Raw genomic sequence first — 20,125 nt, 5'->3', positions numbered from 1 at the left:
GCGCCCTCGCGGGGGTGACGATCGCGCTATCCGATCGCGGACCTTGTATCGGAACGGGGCGTGCGAAGTACGCGCGAAGTACGCGACTAATCTAAGGCCGTGCGCGTACTCGTCATCGGTTCCGGAGCCCGTGAACATGCCCTCGTCCTGGCGCTGCGCCGGGATCCGTCCGTGACGGCGGTGATCGCTGCCCCGGGCAACCCCGGCATCGGCCAGCACGCCGAGCTACGCCCGGTCGATCCCTGCTCCGCCGACGATGTCGCCGCGCTGGCCGGTGAAGTGGCCGCCGACCTGGTGGTGATCGGCCCCGAGGTGCCGCTGGTGCTCGGCGTCGCCGACGTCGTGCGCGCGGCCGGATTCCCCGTGTTCGGCCCGTCGGCCGACGCGGCGCGGATCGAGGGGTCGAAGGCGTTCGCGAAAGATGTGATGGCGGTGGCCGGGGTGCGCACCGCGCACAGCGAGATCGTCGACAGCCCGGCCGAGCTGGACGCGGCGCTCGACCGCTTCGGCCCGACCTGGGTGGTCAAGGACGACGGGCTCGCCGCGGGCAAGGGCGTGGTGGTGACCGCCGACCGGCGCGCGGCCCGCGATCACGGCGCCGAACTGCTCGAGCAGGGACATCCGGTGCTGCTGGAGTCGTTCCTCGACGGTCCGGAGGTGTCGCTGTTCTGCCTGGTCGACGGTGAGACCGTGATCCCGTTGCTGCCCGCACAGGACCACAAGCGGGTCGGCGACGGCGATTCCGGCCCGAACACCGGCGGCATGGGCGCTTACACGCCGCTGCCGTGGCTGCCCGCGGAGACGCTGAACGAGATCGTCGACGACGTGGTGAAGCCCGTCGCCGCCGAGCTGGTCGCGCGGGGCAGCTCGTTCTCGGGCCTGCTGTACGCGGGTCTGGCGATCGGTACGAACGGCCCGGCTGTCGTCGAATTCAATTGCCGCTTCGGTGATCCCGAGACCCAGGCGGTGCTCGCGCTGCTGGACAGCCCGTTCGCCGAACTGCTGCACGCCACCGCGACCGGGCGCCTCGCCGAGGTCGACGCACCGCGCTGGAAAGACGGTTCCGCGATCACCGTCGTGCTCGCCGCCGAGAACTACCCGGCGCGACCGCGCACCGGCGATGTGATCACCGGTGCCGATGACGGTGCGCTGGAGGGCGAAACGCTGGTGCTGCACGCCGGTACGGATCAGCGCGCCGACAAGGCGCTGGTGTCGGCGGGCGGGCGTGTGCTGAACGTGGTCGGTGTCGGCGCGGACCTCGCGCAGGCGCGGGAGCGGGCCTACGCGCGACTCGCGGGAATCAAGCTCACCGGCAGTCATTTCCGGACTGATATCGGCGCGACCGAAGTTGTGGTTCCGGAACGTAACAGCGTCGCAGGGTAATTCGCGCGATCGGTGATCAGCGGTGCGCGACCGCTGATCACGATCGAGCGGGAAACGGTGGCGCAGCACGTTGCGCGGCTGCGCCGATCAGGCGGTGAGGTCGAGGACCTGGGCGTTCGGAGCATTCGTCTGGATGGAGGCGATCCCCTTCTTGGCGCCTTCCTTGCTTTCGTATCCCTGACTTTCGAGGACGATTTCGCCGTTGCCGGCCTTGAGGTGGAAACGGAACTTTCCCGCCTTGTCCTTGAATACCTCGAACTTGCCTGCCATGGTTGCCTCGCTTCGGTTCGGAGGAAAACACTCGACAGGTCTCACATTAACGTTCCCGTGATGTCGGTGGTCTCGACGCGATGTCAATCGAGACGCAATCCATGCACAGCGAGCCAGGCCTGCGGATCCACATGCTGACCGTTTTGTACGATTTCGAAATGTAGGTGGGGGCCGGTGGAATCGCCACGGTTGCCGATGCGCGCGATCTGCATTCCGGCGGGGACGCGCTCGCCCTGGGAGACGAAGAAGTCGTACATGTGGCCGTAGATGCTGATGGTGCCGTCGTCGTGGCGGATGCGGACCCAGAGGCCGAAGCCCTGCGCCGGGCCCGCCTCGACCACGGTGCCGTCGGCGACGGCGTAGATGGGGCTGCCGATGGGGCCCGCGATATCGATGCCGCGGTGCATGGTGCCCCAGCGGGAGCCGAAACCGGAGGTGAACGCACCCTTCGCGGGCAGGCTGAACCCGCCGACGGATGGGGTCGAGCCGGGCACCGGCACCATCGCGCCGGGGACCACCGGGGCGCGCTGGCCCATCCAGTCCTGCCATTCACCCGATGCCGCGGCCGCCGCCTCCGCTTTCGCGCGTTCGAGCGTGGAACGGGCCGCCGCGGCGACCACTTGTGCCTCGCGGCGCTTCTCACCTGCGTCGATGGCAGCGAGCATGCGGGTCGCCGACTGGGGGTTGGGGAGCAGTTGCGGGGGATAAGCGACGGCCACGTGGATCGCTTCGCCGGGTGCGAGCGGGGCACCGTCGACGACGGCGCCGAACTGTCCGTCGGCTGCCACGAACACCGCCACCGCGGCCATCGCGGCGATGAGTACGCGCCGTTCGACCAGCACCTGACGCACCCGATCGCGACTCGGCCGCCGTGCCCACAGGTCTTCGGCTTGCGCCTTCGGCCGCCGCCAGAAGACCTTGCGCATCTCACCGCTACGCAGCTCACCGGCGATCTCCTCGACCACCGGGTACCGTGCGGCCCACTCCGTCATACGGTCGCGCGCCGCTCCCTTCGACGGCAACTGCTCCCGCCAGTTCGCCTGCAAGATACGGCCATTGACGCTGACAGCCCGACGGCTCGCACCAGTTCTCGATCGCGTCGACTCGGCTGACCCGCTCGCCGCCGCAGTGTCTCCCGCCGACCCGCCCGCCGCCGTCGATTCAGAGTCCCCGCCGGCCGCGCGAATGTCGGCGGTGAGCTGTCCGGATTCGGTGTCCACGCTCTCCTCGGGGGTGCCCGCCCGCACGTCCCGTGCCGTCCCTGTCCGCTTCATCCCGCCCCCGCGCCCCGGCCCCGACGTGACCACAGAGGTCGCGTCGGTGGCTGCGTATTCGCTGTCGGAGCCATTGTGCCGACCATATCTGTGAACGCCCGCAATCGGGTGCTCTACCGTCTCTCGGGTGTCCAGAGAATCGCGCCGGTCGGCCATCGCCCCTTTCTACGTCATGGATGTGTGGAAAGCGGCCGCTGAACGCGCCAGGTCGCACGGCGATGTGCTGGTGCTCGCGGCGGGGCAGCCGTCCACACAGGCGCCCGCGCCGGTGTTGCGGGCCACCAGGGCGGCGATCGATCACGAATTGCTGGGCTACACCGAGACATTCGGCATTCTGCCGCTGCGCGAGGCCATCGCGGGGCACCACAGCGAGACCTACGGCTACGACGTGCACCCGGACGAGGTGGTGGTGACGACCGGGTCGTCGGGCGCGTTCACGCTGATCTTCCTGGCCGCCTTCGACGTGGGCGACACGGTGGTGGTGGCGCGTCCGGGCTATCCCGCCTACCGCAACACGCTGTCCGCGCTCGGCTGCGAGGTCGTCGAACTGGACTGCGGCCCGCAGACCAGATTCCAGCCGACCGTGGCGATGCTCGAAGCGCTGCCGGAGCCGCCGAAGGGTCTGGTGGTGGCCAGCCCGGCCAACCCGACCGGCACCATGATCGACCCCGCCGAACTCGCCGCGCTGGCCCGCTGGTGCGAACAGCACGGCACGCTGCTGATCTCCGACGAGATCTATCACGGCATCACCTACGCGGGCGCGAGCACGCCGACCTCCTCGGCGTGGGAGTTCTCCCGTGAGTCGGTGGTGATCGGTTCGGTGTCGAAGTACTTCTCGATGACCGGCTGGCGGCTGGGCTGGATGCTGGCCCCGGCCGACCTGCGCCCGGCGCTGCAGCGGCTGGCGTCGAATATGACGGTGTGCCCGCCCGCCATCTCCCAGTACGCGGCCGTGCACGCCTTCGGGCCGGAAGCCAAGGATGAGCTGGACGGGCATGTGCGCCGGTACGCGCGCAACCGGGCGCTGCTCCTGGAGGGTCTGCCCGCGATCGGAATCACCGATCTCGCGCCCGCCGACGGCGCCTTCTACGCCTACGCTGATATTGGTCATTTGACCGATAATTCGCGCGCCTGGTGCGCCGAGGTGCTCACCGAAACCGGCGTCGCGCTGGCGCCCGGACTCGATTTCGACACCACAAATGGAAACCACACGGTCCGTTTTTCCTTCGCGGGTGCCACCGACGACATCGCCGCAGCACTGGAGCGTCTGGGACGGTTCCTGAAGGGCTGATCTGGACACTTGTCAACAGTGATGTGCGACAACAACTTTGCGTAGTACGAACACATCTGTGCCGGGATACGGTAAAACTCAGTTATCCCGAATTCCCAGTGTTTCCCCGATGACGATTGCGCACGGTTGAACTGATGATGACTGGCACGTTGGCACGGTGACCACCGCAACGACCCCGAAAGGCGAACGACGTCGGCAGGCTCTGGTGGCTGCGGCGGCTGAGCTGTTGCTCGAAGGCGGCTTCGACGCCGTGCGACATCGTTCGGTGGCCTCGCGAGCCGATCTTCCACTTGCGTCGACCACCTACTACTTCGAATCGCTGGAGGATCTGATCGCCCGCGCCGTCGAGTTCAGCGGCGCGATCGAACTCGACGCGATGCGCCGCCGGGTCGGTGAGGTCAGTCATCGCAGGCGCGGCACCGAGGCGACGGTCGAGCTCGTGCTCGACGTGCTCGTCGGCCCCGACGACGGCGACCTCGACGCCCGCGGCCAGCTCATCGCCCGCTACGAGCGGTCCGTGGCGTCGGCCCGTCACCCCGAGTTACGTGAGGTCCAGCTCCGACTACGCACCCAGCTCGAAGAACTGCTCGCCGACGTGCTGCGCCGCTCCGACCGAGTGGTGCGCCCCGAGCAGTTACGCAGGATGGTGGCCGTCGTCGACGGTGCGGTGGTCGCCGCGCTGATCGAAGGCCACCCCGAACCTCGCCGACCCGCCAGGGCCGGTCTGCTCGAAATGATCGACATCGTCGCCCCGCCCGTGGTCCCCAACATGATGCCCCAGCAGGCCGAACGGGTGCGGCAATTAGACTGAGTGCTCGTGAGCCTCGTCCCGAATGTCCTCGCCACCCGATACGCCAGCCCGGAGCTCGTCGCGCTCTGGTCGCCCGAGAACAAGATCGTGCTCGAGCGCCGGCTGTGGCTGGAGGTGCTGCGTGCGCAGGCCGAACTCGGAATCGATGTCCCCGCAGGGGTTGTCGATGATTATGAACGCGTCATCGACCACGTCGACCTGGCCTCGATCGCCGAGCGTGAGCGGGTCACCCGCCACGACGTGAAGGCGCGGATCGAGGAATTCAACGCGCTCGCCGGGCACGAGCACGTGCACAAGGGCATGACCAGCCGCGACCTCACCGAGAACGTCGAGCAGCTGCAGATCCGGCTCTCGCTCGAGCACGTGTACCGCCACGGCATCGCCATCGCGGCGCGCCTGGCCGAGCGGGCCGCCGAGTATCAGACCCTGGTGATGGCCGGGCGCTCGCACAATGTCGCCGCGCAGGCCACCACGCTGGGCAAACGCTTCGCCTCCGCCGCCGACGAGATGCTGGTCGGGCTGGCGCGCGTGCGCGAGCTGATCGACCGCTACCCGCTGCGCGGGATCAAGGGCCCGATGGGCACCGCCCAGGACATGCTCGACCTGCTCGACGGTGACGCGAACAAGCTCGCTGCCCTCGAACAGCAGGTGGCCACTCACCTCGGCTTCGCGAACGTGTTCACCAGCGTGGGTCAGGTGTACCCGCGCTCGCTCGATCACGATGTGCTGTCCGCGCTGGTACAGCTGGGCGCGGGGCCGTCGTCGTTCGCGCACACGATCCGGCTGATGGCCGGTCACGAGCTGGTCACCGAGGGTTTCCAGCCGGGCCAGGTCGGTTCGTCGGCGATGCCGCACAAGATGAACACGCGCTCGTGTGAGCGGGTGAACGGCCTGCAGGTGATCCTGCGCGGCTACGGCTCGATGGCCGCCGAGCTGGCCGGTGCCCAGTGGAACGAGGGCGACGTGTTCTGCTCGGTGGTGCGCCGCGTCGCGCTGCCCGACGCGTTCTTCGCCATCGACGGGCAGATGGAGACCTTCCTGACCGTGCTCGCCGAGTTCGGCGCCTACCCGGCGGTGGTCTCGCGTGAGCTCGACCGGTACCTGCCGTTCCTGGCGACCACCCGCATCCTGATGGCGGCGGTGCGCGCGGGCGTCGGCCGCGAGACCGCGCACGAGGTCATCAAGGAGCACGCGGTGGCGGTGGCGCTGGCCATGCGCGAGCAGGGCCGCGAACCCGATCTGCTGGATCGTCTCGCCGCCGATGCGCGGATGCCGCTGGACCGGGCCGGACTCGACGCGGCGCTGGCCGACAAGGCGGCGTTCATCGGCGCAGCATCGGACCAGGTCGCCGAGGTCGTCGCGCAGGTGCAGAAGCTGGTCGAGGCGAATCCGGACGCCGCGCGCTACACGCCGTCGCCGATTCTGTAGTCCCGTGCGAATCAGCCCGCCACTGCCGCCTTTTCGGCGCCGGTGGCGGGCTTTCGTGCGTCGGGGTCGATACCGTGGTCGGGTGAATCCGTACACGATCTTCGCCGATATCATCGCCGGGGCCGCCCCGTCCTCGAAGGTGTACGAGGACGACGAAGTCCTCGCCTTCATGGATATTCGTCCTGTGACGCCGGGGCATGTGCTCGTGGTGCCGAAGGTGCCCGCACCGAGTCTGGCCGATCTCGATCCCGCGTTGGGCGGCAAGCTCTTTCAGGTCGGACAGCGGATCGCCGCCGCGTTGCGCAGCAGTGAAGTGGCGGCCGACGGGGTGAATTTCTTTCTCGCCGACGGGGTTACGGCGGGGCAGGAGGTCTTCCATGTGCACCTGCATGTGATCCCGCGAAGGCCCGGTGACGGCTTCGGTCTGCGTGCGCGGCCCACGTCGCCCGCGCGGGCGGATCTCGACTATCTGGCCGGTTCGATCCGGGGCGCCCTCACCCGCTGACCCGGAATTCCGGCGAAGCGGTCATTGCAAACCGGAGAGTTTGCTGAAGAAACGCCGAACTGCCGAATGCTTCCGATTTGTTCACCTGTGGGTTATTTTGGACTGTCATTGGCATGCGGTTATGGAGGGTAGATCGTGCGTCGTACAGGTGTTGCTGCTGCAGTGCTGGCCCTTGCCCTCGGTGTCATCGGACCGGCGGTGGTTCACCCCACGACGGCGTCCGCCGCGCAGATCATCGGAGTCAACGAACTGACTCCGCACCGGACGGCGATCACCGTCACCTCGCCCGCGATGGGCCGCAACGTCGATCTCCAGGTCCTGCACCCCGCGGGCGGTGGCGCGCGGGGCACGTACTACCTGCTCGACGGCCTCGACCCCGGCATCGGCCAGAGCACCTGGACCAACGCCACCGACGCCGAAGCCTTCTTCCGCGACAAGAATGTCAACGTGGTGCTGCCGATGGGCGGCCAGGCCAGCTACTACACCGACTGGGTCACCGACGATCCGCGTTTCGGCCGGTACAAGTGGGAAACGTTCCTCACCCAGGAACTGCCCGGCCTGATCGACGGTCAGTTCAACGGCACCGGCGTGAACGGCATCGGTGGACTGTCGATGGGCGGCAACGCGGCCTACATTTTGGCCGCCCGCCACCCCGGCCTCTACCGGGCCGTCGCCGGTTACAGCGCCTGTCCGGACATCGCGATGGCGGCGGGCGCGATGATGTTCTCCATCGTCAACCGGGGCGGCAATCCCGGCAACATGTGGGGCGCGCCCGGCAGCCCCGAGTGGGCGGCGCACGACCCGGCCCTGATGATCGATGGGCTGCGCGGCAAGGCGCTGTACATGTCGACCGGCACCGGCATCCCCGGACCGCACGAGGCCGAACTCAAGCCCACGCTGGCCGAGAACATCTTCCTCGGCGGACCCATCGAGCTCGGCGTCAACACCTGCATGGTGGCCTTCGACCAGCGCCTGCGCGCCGCGGGCATCGGCGCCAGGATCGACTACCACCCGGTGGGCACGCACTCCTGGTCCTACTGGCAGGACGCCCTGCACGCTTCGTGGCCGGTCATCGGACCCGCGCTCGGGGCCTGAGAATTCCCACAGGCGACCCGGTTCGACGGCGGTGACCGCCGAAGAGCCGGGTCGCGGTGCGTTCGGACTACCTCGTGGACCGTCGACGCAGGACCACGCTCGCGATCACGCCGATCAGTGACAGCCCGGCGACGATCAAGACGTAACCCGCGGGCAGACCGAGGATCTCGACGTATTCCTTGCTCACCACTCGGTCACGCACGGGGACGTTCTCGGCGGCGGGACCCAGAAGGAAATCGCTGGTGATCGTCGCCGGGTGGGGGATGTAGATCGAGAGTTCGGTGAGGTAGTTGCCGCTCGCGGCAAGCGCTTTCAGGTCCGGATCGCTGGGTTCGCCGACCGGAGAGGCGAATTCGGTGGTGATGACGTGGGGTTCGGTATCGGGATCGATGCGTGCCACCCGGTGGTCGCTGAAGACGTACAGGTGGACCGACTGCGGTGTGGTCGCGGCGGCCGACATGCGCATCGGGTACACGAGGCGGTCGGAGTCGAAGGTGAGGCGGACCGGGTCCAGGGCGCCGGCGAGGGGCTTCGCGCTGGTGAGGCGCATCGCGACGAAGGACCAGCCCTCGCGGAGATAGGGGTCGAGCGTGGCGCTCACCTCGGGCCGGAGCTGATAGCCGTTGGTGTCGAGCCACTCGCGCACACCGGTGAGATCGCCGCCGCGCAAGGTGGTCGCCTCCAGCGGGCCCAACTGCACTTGGCTCAGCACGTCGGGACCCGAACCCGGAGCGGCGCCGGATGCGTCGCCGCCGAGCGAACCGCTGCCGAACCAGTCGTATTCGGTGACCCGCTCGGGTGCGGTCATGCGCGACAGCTCCCTGAACGAGTCCGGACTGCCCGCCGAGACGGTCGCCGGCGTCGGCGTCGGCACGATCAGGGCCGCGTCGGCACCGGTGAACTGCATTCCCAACCTCATCAGCACGGTCTCGCGCCGCCCGTCCCAGCCCACGACCGCGGACTCGTTGTTCACCCGCGCCGAACTGTCCGCGCTCACCACGCCGCCGCAGGCGCACGCGTTCGCCGGCATCACCGCTCCCGATCCCGCGGCCAAAGCCACCCCGGCAGTCACGACCAACGAACGCATTGCGTACCGCATCCCCATGCGGGTCAGGCTACGCACAACGGGCCTGCGGCAGATGCGCAGAAATACTCACTCGGCCGGCGCGAGCCCGCTGCCGCCGGCCGCCGACGGCCGAGTTGGCGGGCCCGGTGGGAGCGGGGCGGCTACGGTGGACCAATGGCTGGCGAGAATGAGACCGTGTCGGCGCCGATCGCGAAGAGGGCGCCCGTCGAGCGGGTCCACCACGGTGACACGTTCGTCGACGACTACGAGTGGCTGCGGGACAAGGAAGACCCCGAGGTCATCGCGTACCTGGAGGCGGAGAACGCCTTCACCGCGGCGCAGACCGACCAGCTGCAGCCCCTGCGGGACAAGATCTTCGACGAGATCAAGGCCAGGACGCAGGAAACCGATCTCTCGGTCCCGACGCGGCTGGGCGACTACTGGTACTACTCGCGCAGTTTCGAGGGCAAACAGTACGGCGTGCACTGCCGCTGTCCCGTCGACGCGAAAGCCGAGGGTATCGACGCCTGGACGCCGCCCCAGCTGGAGGTCGGCTCGGCGATCGAGGGCGAGCAGGTGCTGCTCGACAGCAATATCCTCGCCGAGGGGCTGGACTTCTTCGCGCTCGGCGCGTTCTCGCTGAGCCACGACGGCAACCTGCTCGCCTACTCCGTGGACAGCTCCGGCGACGAGCGCTACACGCTGCGGATCAAGGATCTGCGCACCGGTGAACTGCTGGCCGACGAGGTGGCGGGCGCGGCGCCGGGGGCGACCTGGTCGCTGGACGGCACGCACATCTTCTATCAGACGGTCGACGAGTCGTGGCGGCCCGACACCGTGTGGCGCCACCGCGTCGGCACCGGTTCCGACGCCGATGTGACGGTGTTCCACGAGCCCGACGAGCGCTACTGGGTGAGTGTCGGCGCGACCCGCTCCGAGAAGTACCTGATGGTCTGGCTCGGTTCCAAGATCACCACCGAGGGCTGGGTCCTGGAGTCGGACAATCCCGAGGGCGAGTTCCGGGTGCTGCTGGCGCGTCGCGAAGGCGTGGAGTACTCAGCCGAGCACGCGGTGATCGCGGGCGAGGACAAGTTCCTGATCCTGCACAACGACGTGGTCGACGGCGTGAAGGCGGAGAACTTCGTGCTCGCCGTCGCACCCGCCACCGACCCGTCGGACATGACGACCCTGATCGGGCATCGCGAGGACGTGCGGCTCGAGGACATCGACGCCTTCGCCACCCATCTGGTACTCGGTTACCGGCGCGACGCGCTGCCGCGCCTGTCGGTGTGGCCGCTCACCCCGGAGGGCTTCGGCGAACTGACAGAGCTCGACTTCGGCCTCGAGTTGTTCTCCGCCGGTGCGGGTTCGAGCCCGGAGTGGGAGCAGCCCACCTTGCGCGTGGGGGTCGCCTCGTTCATCACGCCGATGCAGGTGTTCGACTATGTGCCCGCCACCGGCGAGCTGCTGCTGCGCAAGGAACAGCCGGTGCTCGGCGGGTACGACGCCGATGACTATGAGCAGCACCGCGATTGGGCCGTCGCCGCCGACGGCACCCGCATTCCGATCTCGATCATCAAGCGCAAGGGTCTGGCCGACGGGCCGAAACCCACCCTGCTGTACGGATACGGCTCCTACGAGGCCAGCATCGATCCGTCGTTCTCGGTGTCGCGGCTGTCGTTGCTCGATCGCGGCATGGTGTTCGCCGTGGCGCATGTGCGCGGCGGCGGGGAGATGGGCAGGCTCTGGTACGAGCACGGCAAGACGCTGCTGAAGAAGAACACCTTCACCGACTTCGTCGCCTGCGCGAGTCATCTCATCGATACCGGTGCCACCGCACCCGACCGCTTGATCGCCGACGGCGGCAGCGCGGGCGGGCTGCTGATGGGCGCGGTCGCCAACCTGGCGCCGGAACTGTTCAACGGCATCCTCGCCAATGTGCCCTTCGTCGACCCGCTCACCTCCATCCTCGATCCGTCGCTGCCGCTGACGGTGATCGAATGGGACGAGTGGGGAAACCCCTTGGCGGACAAGGACGTCTACGAGTACATGAAGTCGTACTCGCCCTACGAGAACGTCGAGGCCAAGGACTACCCGGCCATTCTGGCGATCACCAGCCTCAACGACACCCGTGTCCTCTACGTGGAACCGGCCAAGTGGGTCGCCAAGCTGCGCGCCACCAAGACCGGCGACAACGAGGTGCTGCTCAAGACGGAGATGACCGCGGGTCACGGCGGTGTGAGCGGCCGCTACGAGAAGTGGAAGGAAGTCGGCTTCGAGTACGCCTGGGTCCTCGACCGAGTGGGTCTCGCGGACGCCTGATGCGGTGGGCCCCGGCTTCGGCCGGGGCCCATTTTTTTTGTGTCAGCGCCGGGGTTCGGTGATGAGTAGCTTGCCGAGCAATGTGGTGAGTTGGGTGCGTTCGCTGGGGGTCAGCGCGGCGAAGGTGTCGTCGAGGAAGGCGGGAGTAGCGGCTTCGGCGCCGCGTAGGCGGTCGCTGCCCGCCGGGGTCAGGGTGACGGCGTAGGAGCGGCGGTCGAGCGGGTTGCGTTCGCGCCGAACATATCCGGATGACTCGAGGTCGTCGCAGACCGTCACCATCACGCTGCGGTCGATGCGCAGTTCCTCGGCCAGTGCCTGCTGGGAGCAGGCGCCGACCTCGGCGAGCATCTTCAGGACCAGGTGCTGGCCGACGCCCAGGCCCTGCGCGTTCGCGTGTGCTTCCGCCGCGCGGGCGACCGCTGCCGAGGCCCGGCACAGGGCGATGTCGGGTCGTTCGGCGGCGAGCTGGGGGAAGTAGGTGGGCTTGGGCGGCATGCGACTCCTCGGGTCCGAGCCTCCATTAAATCATCTGTGCACAGATTGTTTGACGGCAGATGGTTGGCGCTCTAACGTCATAATCGTCTGAGCACAGATTGTCCGGTGCCAGACGATTCCTGCGTGGCACGAGGAGCGCCCATGACTCTCGATCTGACCCCGGACCAGTTGCTGTCGACCACCCGCGCGGTTCGCAAGCGGCTCGACTTCGATCGGCCGGTGCCCCGGTCGCTCATCGAGGAGTGCGTCGATCTGGCCACGCAGGCGCCGACCGGGCGCAATCGGCAGCGCTGGCACTTCCTGGTCGTCACCGACAAGGCCCGCCGTGGCGAGCTGGCCGACATCTTCCGGCGGTCGCTGCCGCTGAGTCAGGGGACGCCGCTGACCGCGCGCGACGCGGAGCGGATGAACGTCTCCCCACGCTCCACCGAGCGGGTTTTCGACGGCTTGCGCTATCTGACGGCCAATATCCACCGGGTGCCCGCGTTCGTGATCCCCGCCGTGGAAGGCCGTACCGACCGCGCCTCGGTGGAAGTCCAGGCGGGCACGTGGGGCTCGATCCTGCCGTCGGTGTGGAGCTTCATGCTGGCCGCGCGAGCCCGCGGACTCGGCACCGTATGGACCACCGCGCAGGCGCCCCTGGAACGGGAACTCGCTGCGGTACTGGGTGTTCCGTACGACAAGGTCATGCTGGCGGCCTTCCTGCCGCTGGCGTTCACGATCGGCACCGACTTCAAACCCGCGGTGCGGGTGCCGCGCGAACAGGTATTGCACTGGCAGGGATGGTGAGAAGTGCGGCGGAATTCGTCGTGGCGTCATCGGGGTAGCACGCCGGCGTCACCTCGAGCTGTCACCGTAGGTGCATGAACGCTGAGTTGATCGTTTCGGTGTCGGGGATCCGGGATACGACTCGCGATGCCGCGATCGAGTTCGCCGGAGAGATGGACGCGCGAGGTGTGCGCCTGTCGCTGCTGGTCGCGCCGCGATTGAAGGGCAAGTACCGGTTGGTCGACGATCCGGCGACGCAGTCGTGGCTGCGCGGGCGGCGCCTCGAAGGCGACGCGATCGTGCTGCACGGCTACGACCAGGCCGCCACCAAGGCGCGGCGCGCGGAGTTCGCCGATCTGCCCCGGCACGAGGCGACGCTGCGGCTCAAGGCCGCCGATCGGGTGATGGAGCGGGTGCAACTGCGCACCCGGCTGTTCGCCGCGCCGCGCTGGGACGCCTCGAACGGTGCGCTGGCGGCGTTGCCCGACGTGGGCTTCCGCATGGCATTCGGGCTCACCACCATGCTCGACCTGGAACGCGATGTCGCCCAGCGCGCTCGGGTGTACGGGATCGGCGAGGGCTTCCGGGCCGAGCCATGGTGGTGCCGGGCGCTGGTGATGGGCGCCGCGCGCACCGCTCGACGCGGCGGCGTGCTGCGGTTGGCGGTGTCGGCGGCGCAGTTGCAGCGGTCGGGTCCGCGCCAAGCCGTGCTGGACGCGGTCGACCTCGCGCTCTATCACGGCGCCCACAGCGACGTATACCGCTGGGAGCCCTACCCGTCTGTCCGAGCCGCCTGACCGCCACCGCCGCGCGCGTAACCGGCGATCAGCGCGCGGCGGTGGCCCCGATAGCTTCCTGCGCGATTTATCATTCATCAGTTGATCGAGTGGTTTCCGCTAGTTGTGTGAACACAGCAGGAGGCAGCGCTGATGACGGGCACTTCGACGAAAGTCGCGACGACGACGAAATATATGTCCTGGGTGACCTTGGCGCTGATGACCACGAGTTCGGTGGCGAGTCTGCGATCAGCGCCCACCATGGCCGTATACGGATTGGCCTGCGTATTCCTCTATGTCATTCCCGCGATTCTGTTTCTGATGCCGACCTCGCTGGTCGCCGCGGAACTCGCGTCGGGATGGCAGGGCGGCGTATATCAATGGGTCAGTCAGGGGTTGAGTAAGCCGCTCGGATTTCTTGCCGTCTGGTGCCAGTTCGCCATGACGATCTTTTACTATCCGAGCCTGCTCGCTTATGTGGCAAGCACTTTCGCGTACATCATTCATCCGTCGCTGGCCTCCAACGGCCTGTATGTGGCGATCGTGATCATCACCGTCTACTGGGCGGGTGTGTACGTGTCCTCGCAGGGCACCAAGACCGTGGCCGGGCTGTCGAGTATGGGCCTGATCATCGGCACGCTGATCCCGGGCACCTTGCTGGTCGTGCTCGGCCTGGTCTTCCTGGCGCAGGGCAATCCGTCCGCGGCGCCGATGGATTCGTCGCACCTGCTGCCGGCCTGGGCGGGGTTGGCGAGCCTGGTGCTGATCGTGAACAACTTCCTGTCCTACGCGGGCATGGAGATGAACGCGGTGCACGTGTCGTCGCTGAAGAACCCGGCCAAGGAATTCCCGAAGGCGATGTTCCTGGCCATGGCCCTGGTGCTGGTGATCTTCATCCTGCCCGCGCTGGCGATCAGCTGGGTCGTCCCCGCGGCGAGCCTCAGCCTCACCGCGGGTGTGATGCAGGCCTTCGACGCCTTCTTCGCGCACTTCGGAATCGGCTTCCTCACCCCGATCGTCGGCATCGCGTTGGTGGCCGCGGCCGTCGGCGGCATGCTGACCTGGCTGGCCGGACCGTCGAAGGGGCTGTTGCTGATCGGGCGCAGCGAGGGGTATCTGCCGCCGTTCCTGACCCGGCTCAACAAACACGGCGTGCAACAGAACATGCTGGTGGCGCAGGGCGTGTTCACCACATTCATCGCGTTGCTCTACGCCTTCATCCCCGATGTCTCGAGCGCGTACTGGATTCTGTCGGTGATCACCACGCAGGTGTATCTGATCATGTACGTGCTGATGTTCGCCGCGGCCGCCAAGCTGCGTCGCGACGATCCGGACCACCCGCGCGGCTACCGGGCGCCCGCGCTGATGGCGCTGTGCGCGCTCGGCGCGGCCTCCTCGATCGCCGCGTTCACGATCGGCTTCGTGCCGCCGTCACAGTTCGGCTCGGGCAGTCCGTGGGTGTACGTGCTCATCGTGGGTGGCGGCCTCGGCATCGTCGGGCTGCTCATTCCGTATCTGTTCTACCGAAATCGCAGGGACAGCTGGAAATTCGCCGTACCGGAAGGGCAGCAGGCATGACGACCGGAGACGCCCCCGACCACAAGCGACGCTGGATCTACATCACGTCAGGTGTGCTGCTCGCGGTGTTCGCCCTGATCGGGCTGTTCACCTTCACCGCGATCCGCGAGAACACCCAGGCGAGCGCGAAAGCCGAACAGCTGCACAACAGTCTGGTCGCAGCCGGTCTGCCCGCACCGGAGGCGAACGTGATCGCCGACGCGCTCGGCGACGACGGCGGGTCGGTCTGCCAGGACCCGAGTTCGCCGATGATCAAGGCGAAATACCAGGCCTCGATCACCAACGGTGCGGCCGGACCCGGACAGCGTCCGGTGATCGGCCCGCGCGCCACCGCCGAGGCGGTGGCGCTCACGATCGCCACCTACTGCCCGGATCGCCTGCAGGACTATCTTTCTCATCTCGAGAACCTGAAGCTCGACGACACGACGAAGTGAGGCGTGAAGAGATGACCGACGACGTGACGGCGCTGCGCGGCAAGGTTTCCGGGCTGATGGGCCAGGCGAAAAAGGATCTGGCCCAGCTTGTTTCGTTCAAATCCGTCGCCGATCCGCGTCAGTTCCCGCCGGAAGGGTGTGCGCAGACCGCGCAGTGGGTGGCCGACGCGTTCGCCGCAGCGGGGTTGACCGAGGTGGGCCTGCACGAGACGCCCGACGGCAGCAAAGCCGTCATCGCGTCGAAGCCGGGGCCGCCCGGCACGCCGACGGTGCTGCTGTACTGCCACTACGACGTACAGCCCCCGCTCGACGACGCCGCGTGGAAGACACCGGTCTGGACGCTGACCGACAAGGACGGGCGGTGGTACGGGCGTGGTGCGGCCGACTGCAAGGGCAATATCGTCACGCATCTGACCGCCCTGCGCGCGATCGGACCCGACTTCCCGATCGGGATCACGGTGGTGGCGGAGGGATCGGAGGAACAGGGCACCGGCGGCCTGGAGAAGTTCGTCGTCGCCAATCCCGCTCTGCTGCAATCGGATGCGATCCTGGTCGCCGACTGCGGCAATTTCGCGGTCGGGGTGCCGACGTTCACCCAGACCCTGCGCGGGATGGTGAATGTGGTGCTGACGGTGACAACGCTGGAAGGGCCGATGCATTCGGGAATGTTCGGTGGACCCGCGCCCGATGCGCTCGCCGCGATGATCCAGCTGCTGTCGTCGTTGCGCGATGCCGAGGGCAACACCACGATCGACGGACTCACCGGCGATCAGAAGTGGACCGGCGCGCAGTATCCGCCGGCGGACTTCCGGTCGGACGCGGGTGTGCTCGACGGTGTCGGCCTGCTCGGCAACGGAACCGTGTCCGACATGCTGTGGGCGCGGCCCGCGCTGACCGTGCTGGGGATGGACGTGCCCGCGGTGGTCGGGTCGTCGGCGGCGATCCAGCCGAGCACCAGGGCCAGGCTCAACCTGCGCATCCCACCGGGCACCGACCCCAAGCAGGCCTACGACCTGCTGGAGAAGCACCTGCGCGCGCACGTGCCGTGGAACGCCGAACTCGACATCGAGGTCGAGGCGCTCGGCGAACCGTTCGTCGCGTCCACGCAGGGCCCCGCCCGCTCGGCCATGGAAAAGGCGATGGCGACCTCCTACGGCCGCGACGTGACCACCGAGGGGCAGGGCGGGTCGATCCCGCTGTGCAATGTCTTCGCCGATACCTACCCGAAGGCCGAGATCATGCTGATCGGCGTCGAAGAGCCGAAATGCTTGATCCACGCGCCCAACGAGAGCGTCGACCCCAGCGAGATCGAGCACATGGCACTGGCCGAGGCGCTGTTCCTGACCAGCTACCGCTGATCAGAACTGGCCCTGGTCCTCGGGTTCGAGTACGCGGAACTCGGTGCCTGCCGGGGCCATCTCGGTCAGCCTGCCGAAGTAGATGCCCTGGGCCGAGGGGGTGATGATGCCGTGGTGGATGGGCACCGCGGTGCGGGGGTTGACGGCGCGTAGATAGTCGACGGCCTCGGCGATGCGCATCCACGGGGCGACGGCCGGGATGGCGAGCACGCCGACCGGGACCGGCGGCACCCACAGCGAGTCGCCGGGGTGGACCAGCTGGGCGGGGTCGGCCTCGGTGCCGAGCTGGAAGACGGTGTTGTCGATCACCGGGATCTCCGGGTGGATCACCGCGTGCCTGCCGCCGCCGCCGGTGATCTGTAAGTCACCGATATCGAGCACCTGACCGGCCGACACCGGCTCCCAGCCCTCGCTGCGCTGCTGTGCGGTCTGCGGATCCGACAGCAGCCGGGCGGTGGGGTTGTTCTCGATGAGATCGCCGATCCGATTCGGATCGATGTGGTCGGGGTGCTGGTGGGTCACCGCGATCGCGTCCAAGCCGGTGATGCCCTCGAACCCGTGCGCGAAGGTTCCGGGGTCGAACAGCACTTTCACGCCGTGCAGTTCCACGAGGATGCAGGAATGACCGAAGTGGGCGATGCGCATACCCGATGCTAAGCCGCCGTGACCCCGGAACGCGGGCACGACGGCCCGGTCAACTAAGATTTCCGAGGTAACCCCCACATCACTTGAGGAGCAACGCGTGGCACGAGTCGTGGTCGAGGTCATGCCGAAGGCCGAGATTCTGGACCCCCAGGGACAGGCCGTGGTCGGCGCGCTCCCGCGTCTGGGATTCGCCGGAATCTCGGATGTGCGGCAGGGCAAGCGATTCGAGCTCGAGGTGGACGACAGTGTGTCGGACGCCCAGCTCGAGCAGATCGCCGAGGCGCTGCTGGCGAACACGGTGATCGAGGACTGGAAGGTCGTTCGGGTCTCGTGAGCGCACGTATTGGCGTTATTACCTTCCCCGGCACGCTCGACGATGTCGACGCCGCTCGCGCGGTGCGGTTGGCCGGCGCCGAGGCCGTGAGCCTGTGGCATGCCGATGCCGATATCAAGGGTGTCGACGCGGTGATCGTGCCCGGTGGGTTCTCCTACGGGGACTACTTGCGGTGTGGCGCGATCGCACGGTTCGCGCCGGTGATGGGCGAGGTCGTTCGCGCCGCCGGGCAGGGTCTGCCGGTGCTCGGTATCTGCAACGGATTCCAGGTGCTGTGTGAGGCCGGGCTGCTGCCGGGTGCGCTGACCCGCAACGAGGGACTGCACTTCATCTGCCGCGACGAGTGGTTGAAGGTCGAGGCGACCGATACCGCGTGGAGTTCGCGGTACGAGCCGGGCGCCCAGATTCTTGTCCCGCTGAAGTCGGGCGAGGGGCGTTTCCAGGCTTCGGAGAAGGTGCTCGACGAGCTCGAAGGCGAAGGTCGCGTGGTGTTCCGGTACGCCGGCGACAACCCGAACGGTTCGCAGCGCGGGATCGCCGGGATTTCCTCGGCCAACGGGCGGGTTGTCGGTTTGATGCCGCACCCCGAGCACGCGACCGAGGCATTGACCGGACCCAGCGACGACGGTCTCGGCATGTTCTTCTCGGTGATCGATAGTTTCGTCAAGGCCTGACAGCCCCGCATCGGCACTAGAGCGTGTCGATGATGTCGAAGTCGACCCCGTTCGCCGTTGCCAGGTGGGCGGGGCCTACTGCTTGATTGCCCAGGAAACCCCGGCGGGTGGCCGGGCCGTCCAGCACCAGGCCCGTTTCCGCCGCCGCGATGATCGTTTTCACGTCGAGGGTGCCGGTGGTCTCGGCCAGGGTGTTCAGCAGGTGGATCGCCTCGTAGGTGGAGTTGCTGAAAGTGGTCAGCGCGGGGGCGAATCGACCCTGATGCCGGTGATAGCGGGCGCGGCGAGCACGACCTTCGGCGCTGTGGTTGTCGATGAAGAAACTCGACGCCACATAGAGGTTGGCGTTCGCTGATGGCCCCGCGCTGAGCAAAACGTTCTCGTCGACCGCCGGGCTGAGCCGGGGCATCATGGCGGGCAGGCCGGTGGCGGCGAACTGGCGATTGAAGCGGGCGGTGTCGGCGCCGACCATCAGGATCAGGACCGCGTCGGCCAGCAGCAGCGTCGGGTTGCCGAGGAAGTCGCCGAAATCGGCGGTGCCGAGCGGCACGTAGTGCTCGACGATGATGTCGTACGGATTCGGCAGGGATCGGCGCAGGGCTCGAGCGGTTCGGCGGGGCCAGATGTAGTCGTTGCCGATAACGGCCCAGCGGCGCACTCCCAGTTCGCGGGCCATCCACGCGGCCGCGGGAACTGTCTGGTGGTCGGGATGTTCGCCCACCAGCAGGACGCCGGGGCGTTCGTCGGGCAGGCCCTCGTGGTCGGTGGCGTAGAGATAGGGAACGCGGGCGTCCACGGCCTCGGCGACTGCTCGACGTACCGCGGAGGTGTGCCAACCGGTGATCGCGCCGACCATTCCGGTGGCCAGGAAGGCCGCTACTTCGGCGGCGACTTCGTGTGGTTCGCGGCCGCCGTCGAGGGTCGTGAGACGAATTTCACGGCCCAGAATTCCTGTGTCGCTATTGATTTCGTCTACTGCCAGGGAAATGGCCGCGGTACACGATGGCGCGATGATGCCGCCAGGGCCTTGTGTGGGCACGATCGAGAGAATCTCGATCGTTTCATCCCGGCTCTGGTCCAACGAGGGCATTCTGTACTCTATCGCCTAGCGCGAACAGGATTGTTCGAATGAATTTCTCGGCAGGTGGGAATGCAATCGGTGTCCATCATAAGTGGGTATTCCACGCTGCACGGCGCCCTGCGCTCCGCGGAGCGCAACTGGGTAGGCCGGCTCGAATCGGCGCTGTCGGCTGACAATCTCACGGCCGACCACTGGGCGATCCTGTCGCAGCTGTCCACCGACGACGGGATGACGATGTCGGAACTGGCCGCCCAGGCGCGGCTGGCCCCGTCGTCGGCCACCCGGCACGCGGACAATCTCGCCGAACGCGGATTGATCTTCCGGGTCGCGGCCACCGACGATCGTCGCCGGATCCTGATCGGGTTGAGCAGTCTCGGGGCCAAACTGGCCGCCAGGATCCGCGCGCAGGAAAAGCTCGCGGAGGAAGAATTACGCTGCCGCCTGGGGAATCGCCGCTACGGCGAATTACTGGCCGCGCTCGCGGTGATCGCCGAACGCGACGACTGATCCGAGCGCGGTATTCCGGGGCGGGGTGCC

The 20,125-nt window shown here is 67.6% G+C and carries 21 protein-coding genes; 15 read left to right on the top strand and 6 right to left on the bottom strand.

What is annotated here, in order from left to right:
- Positions 1-99: 99 nt before the first annotated feature.
- Positions 100-1,383, top strand: a complete 1,284-nt coding sequence (gene purD / locus ACWFRF_RS13095) for a phosphoribosylamine--glycine ligase (protein ID WP_378990613.1) — start codon at positions 100-102, stop codon at positions 1,381-1,383.
- Positions 1,384-1,470: 87 nt separating this feature from the next.
- Here purD and ACWFRF_RS13090 read toward each other — a convergent pair whose 3' ends face one another.
- Both ACWFRF_RS13090 and ACWFRF_RS13085 read right to left on the bottom strand, forming a co-directional pair.
- A complete protein-coding gene (locus tag ACWFRF_RS13090; protein ID WP_194825705.1) occupies positions 1,471-1,653 on the bottom strand; it encodes a YegP family protein in 183 nt (60 codons plus the stop codon).
- Positions 1,654-1,736: 83 nt separating this feature from the next.
- On the bottom strand, positions 1,737-2,645 hold the full coding sequence (locus tag ACWFRF_RS13085; protein WP_452450102.1) for a M23 family metallopeptidase: 909 nt from the start codon (positions 2,643-2,645) through the stop codon (positions 1,737-1,739).
- A gap of 409 nt (positions 2,646-3,054) precedes the next feature.
- Between ACWFRF_RS13085 and ACWFRF_RS13080 the strand changes: the two genes are divergently transcribed.
- From ACWFRF_RS13080 to ACWFRF_RS13060, 5 genes are all read left to right on the top strand, one after another.
- Positions 3,055-4,218, top strand: coding sequence for a pyridoxal phosphate-dependent aminotransferase (locus ACWFRF_RS13080; protein ID WP_378990610.1), 1,164 nt, complete (start codon positions 3,055-3,057; stop codon positions 4,216-4,218).
- Between the two features lie 157 nt (positions 4,219-4,375).
- The gene (locus ACWFRF_RS13075; RefSeq protein WP_101464611.1) at positions 4,376-5,029 is read left to right on the top strand and encodes a TetR/AcrR family transcriptional regulator; all 654 of its coding nucleotides are present in this window, start codon (positions 4,376-4,378) and stop codon (positions 5,027-5,029) included.
- Positions 5,030-5,035: 6 nt separating this feature from the next.
- A complete protein-coding gene (purB, locus tag ACWFRF_RS13070; RefSeq protein WP_378990608.1) occupies positions 5,036-6,457 on the top strand; it encodes an adenylosuccinate lyase in 1,422 nt (473 codons plus the stop codon).
- 82 nt (positions 6,458-6,539) lie between these two features.
- On the top strand, positions 6,540-6,962 hold the full coding sequence (locus ACWFRF_RS13065) for an HIT family protein (RefSeq protein WP_378990607.1): 423 nt from the start codon (positions 6,540-6,542) through the stop codon (positions 6,960-6,962).
- Positions 6,963-7,097: 135 nt separating this feature from the next.
- Positions 7,098-8,057: an alpha/beta hydrolase gene (locus tag ACWFRF_RS13060; RefSeq protein ID WP_452450099.1), complete on the top strand. Its 960-nt coding sequence runs from the start codon at positions 7,098-7,100 to the stop codon at positions 8,055-8,057.
- A 67-nt stretch (positions 8,058-8,124) separates the two neighbouring features.
- On the opposite strand, the gene ACWFRF_RS13055 is transcribed toward ACWFRF_RS13060, so the two are convergent.
- Positions 8,125-9,144, bottom strand: coding sequence for a DUF2330 domain-containing protein (locus ACWFRF_RS13055; RefSeq protein ID WP_452450097.1), 1,020 nt, complete (start codon positions 9,142-9,144; stop codon positions 8,125-8,127).
- A 153-nt stretch (positions 9,145-9,297) separates the two neighbouring features.
- Here ACWFRF_RS13055 and ACWFRF_RS13050 point away from each other — a divergent pair, with 153 nt between their 5' ends.
- A complete protein-coding gene (locus tag ACWFRF_RS13050; protein WP_452450095.1) occupies positions 9,298-11,445 on the top strand; it encodes a S9 family peptidase in 2,148 nt (715 codons plus the stop codon).
- A gap of 42 nt (positions 11,446-11,487) precedes the next feature.
- Here the strand turns inward: ACWFRF_RS13050 and ACWFRF_RS13045 are convergent, their stop codons facing one another.
- Complete coding sequence (locus tag ACWFRF_RS13045) at positions 11,488-11,940, bottom strand: MarR family winged helix-turn-helix transcriptional regulator (protein ID WP_452450093.1); 453 nt, start codon at positions 11,938-11,940, stop codon at positions 11,488-11,490.
- Positions 11,941-12,081: 141 nt separating this feature from the next.
- On the opposite strand from ACWFRF_RS13045, the gene ACWFRF_RS13040 reads away from it, so the two are divergent.
- From ACWFRF_RS13040 to ACWFRF_RS13020, 5 genes are all read left to right on the top strand, one after another.
- Positions 12,082-12,729 (top strand): nitroreductase family protein, encoded by a 648-nt coding sequence (locus ACWFRF_RS13040; protein ID WP_378990602.1) that lies wholly within the window; start codon positions 12,082-12,084, stop codon positions 12,727-12,729.
- Between the two features lie 74 nt (positions 12,730-12,803).
- Positions 12,804-13,505, top strand: a complete 702-nt coding sequence (locus ACWFRF_RS13035) for a DUF2334 domain-containing protein (protein WP_452450092.1) — start codon at positions 12,804-12,806, stop codon at positions 13,503-13,505.
- 132 nt (positions 13,506-13,637) lie between these two features.
- Positions 13,638-15,062, top strand: coding sequence for an APC family permease (locus ACWFRF_RS13030; RefSeq protein WP_378990601.1), 1,425 nt, complete (start codon positions 13,638-13,640; stop codon positions 15,060-15,062).
- Positions 15,059-15,496, top strand: coding sequence for a hypothetical protein (locus ACWFRF_RS13025; protein ID WP_452450089.1), 438 nt, complete (start codon positions 15,059-15,061; stop codon positions 15,494-15,496). Before ACWFRF_RS13030 ends, ACWFRF_RS13025 begins: the two co-directional genes overlap by 4 nt.
- Positions 15,497-15,507: 11 nt before the next feature.
- Positions 15,508-16,854, top strand: coding sequence for a dipeptidase (locus tag ACWFRF_RS13020; RefSeq protein ID WP_378990598.1), 1,347 nt, complete (start codon positions 15,508-15,510; stop codon positions 16,852-16,854).
- Here the strand turns inward: ACWFRF_RS13020 and ACWFRF_RS13015 are convergent, their stop codons facing one another.
- Positions 16,855-17,499 carry an MBL fold metallo-hydrolase gene (locus ACWFRF_RS13015; protein ID WP_378990597.1) on the bottom strand — a complete coding sequence of 215 codons (645 nt, stop codon included), beginning with the start codon at positions 17,497-17,499 and terminating at the stop codon, positions 16,855-16,857.
- A 97-nt stretch (positions 17,500-17,596) separates the two neighbouring features.
- On the opposite strand from ACWFRF_RS13015, the gene purS reads away from it, so the two are divergent.
- Both purS and purQ read left to right on the top strand, forming a co-directional pair.
- On the top strand, positions 17,597-17,833 hold the full coding sequence (purS, locus tag ACWFRF_RS13010) for a phosphoribosylformylglycinamidine synthase subunit PurS (RefSeq protein ID WP_056818769.1): 237 nt from the start codon (positions 17,597-17,599) through the stop codon (positions 17,831-17,833).
- Positions 17,830-18,507, top strand: a complete 678-nt coding sequence (purQ, locus tag ACWFRF_RS13005) for a phosphoribosylformylglycinamidine synthase subunit PurQ (protein ID WP_378631755.1) — start codon at positions 17,830-17,832, stop codon at positions 18,505-18,507. The genes purS and purQ overlap by 4 nt, the downstream gene beginning before the upstream one ends.
- Positions 18,508-18,523: 16 nt before the next feature.
- Here purQ and ACWFRF_RS13000 read toward each other — a convergent pair whose 3' ends face one another.
- Entirely contained in the window at positions 18,524-19,597 is a 1,074-nt protein-coding gene (locus tag ACWFRF_RS13000) for a substrate-binding domain-containing protein (RefSeq protein ID WP_452450086.1), read from the bottom strand.
- Positions 19,598-19,657: 60 nt separating this feature from the next.
- Between ACWFRF_RS13000 and ACWFRF_RS12995 the strand changes: the two genes are divergently transcribed.
- Positions 19,658-20,095, top strand: coding sequence for a MarR family winged helix-turn-helix transcriptional regulator (locus ACWFRF_RS12995; protein WP_378631758.1), 438 nt, complete (start codon positions 19,658-19,660; stop codon positions 20,093-20,095).
- Positions 20,096-20,125 lie beyond the last annotated feature (30 nt).

Source organism: Nocardia sp. NPDC055165 (assembly GCF_053606985.1).
The sequence above is the reverse complement of the archived record's forward strand: the minus strand, read 5'-3'. Positions and strand labels throughout refer to the sequence as shown.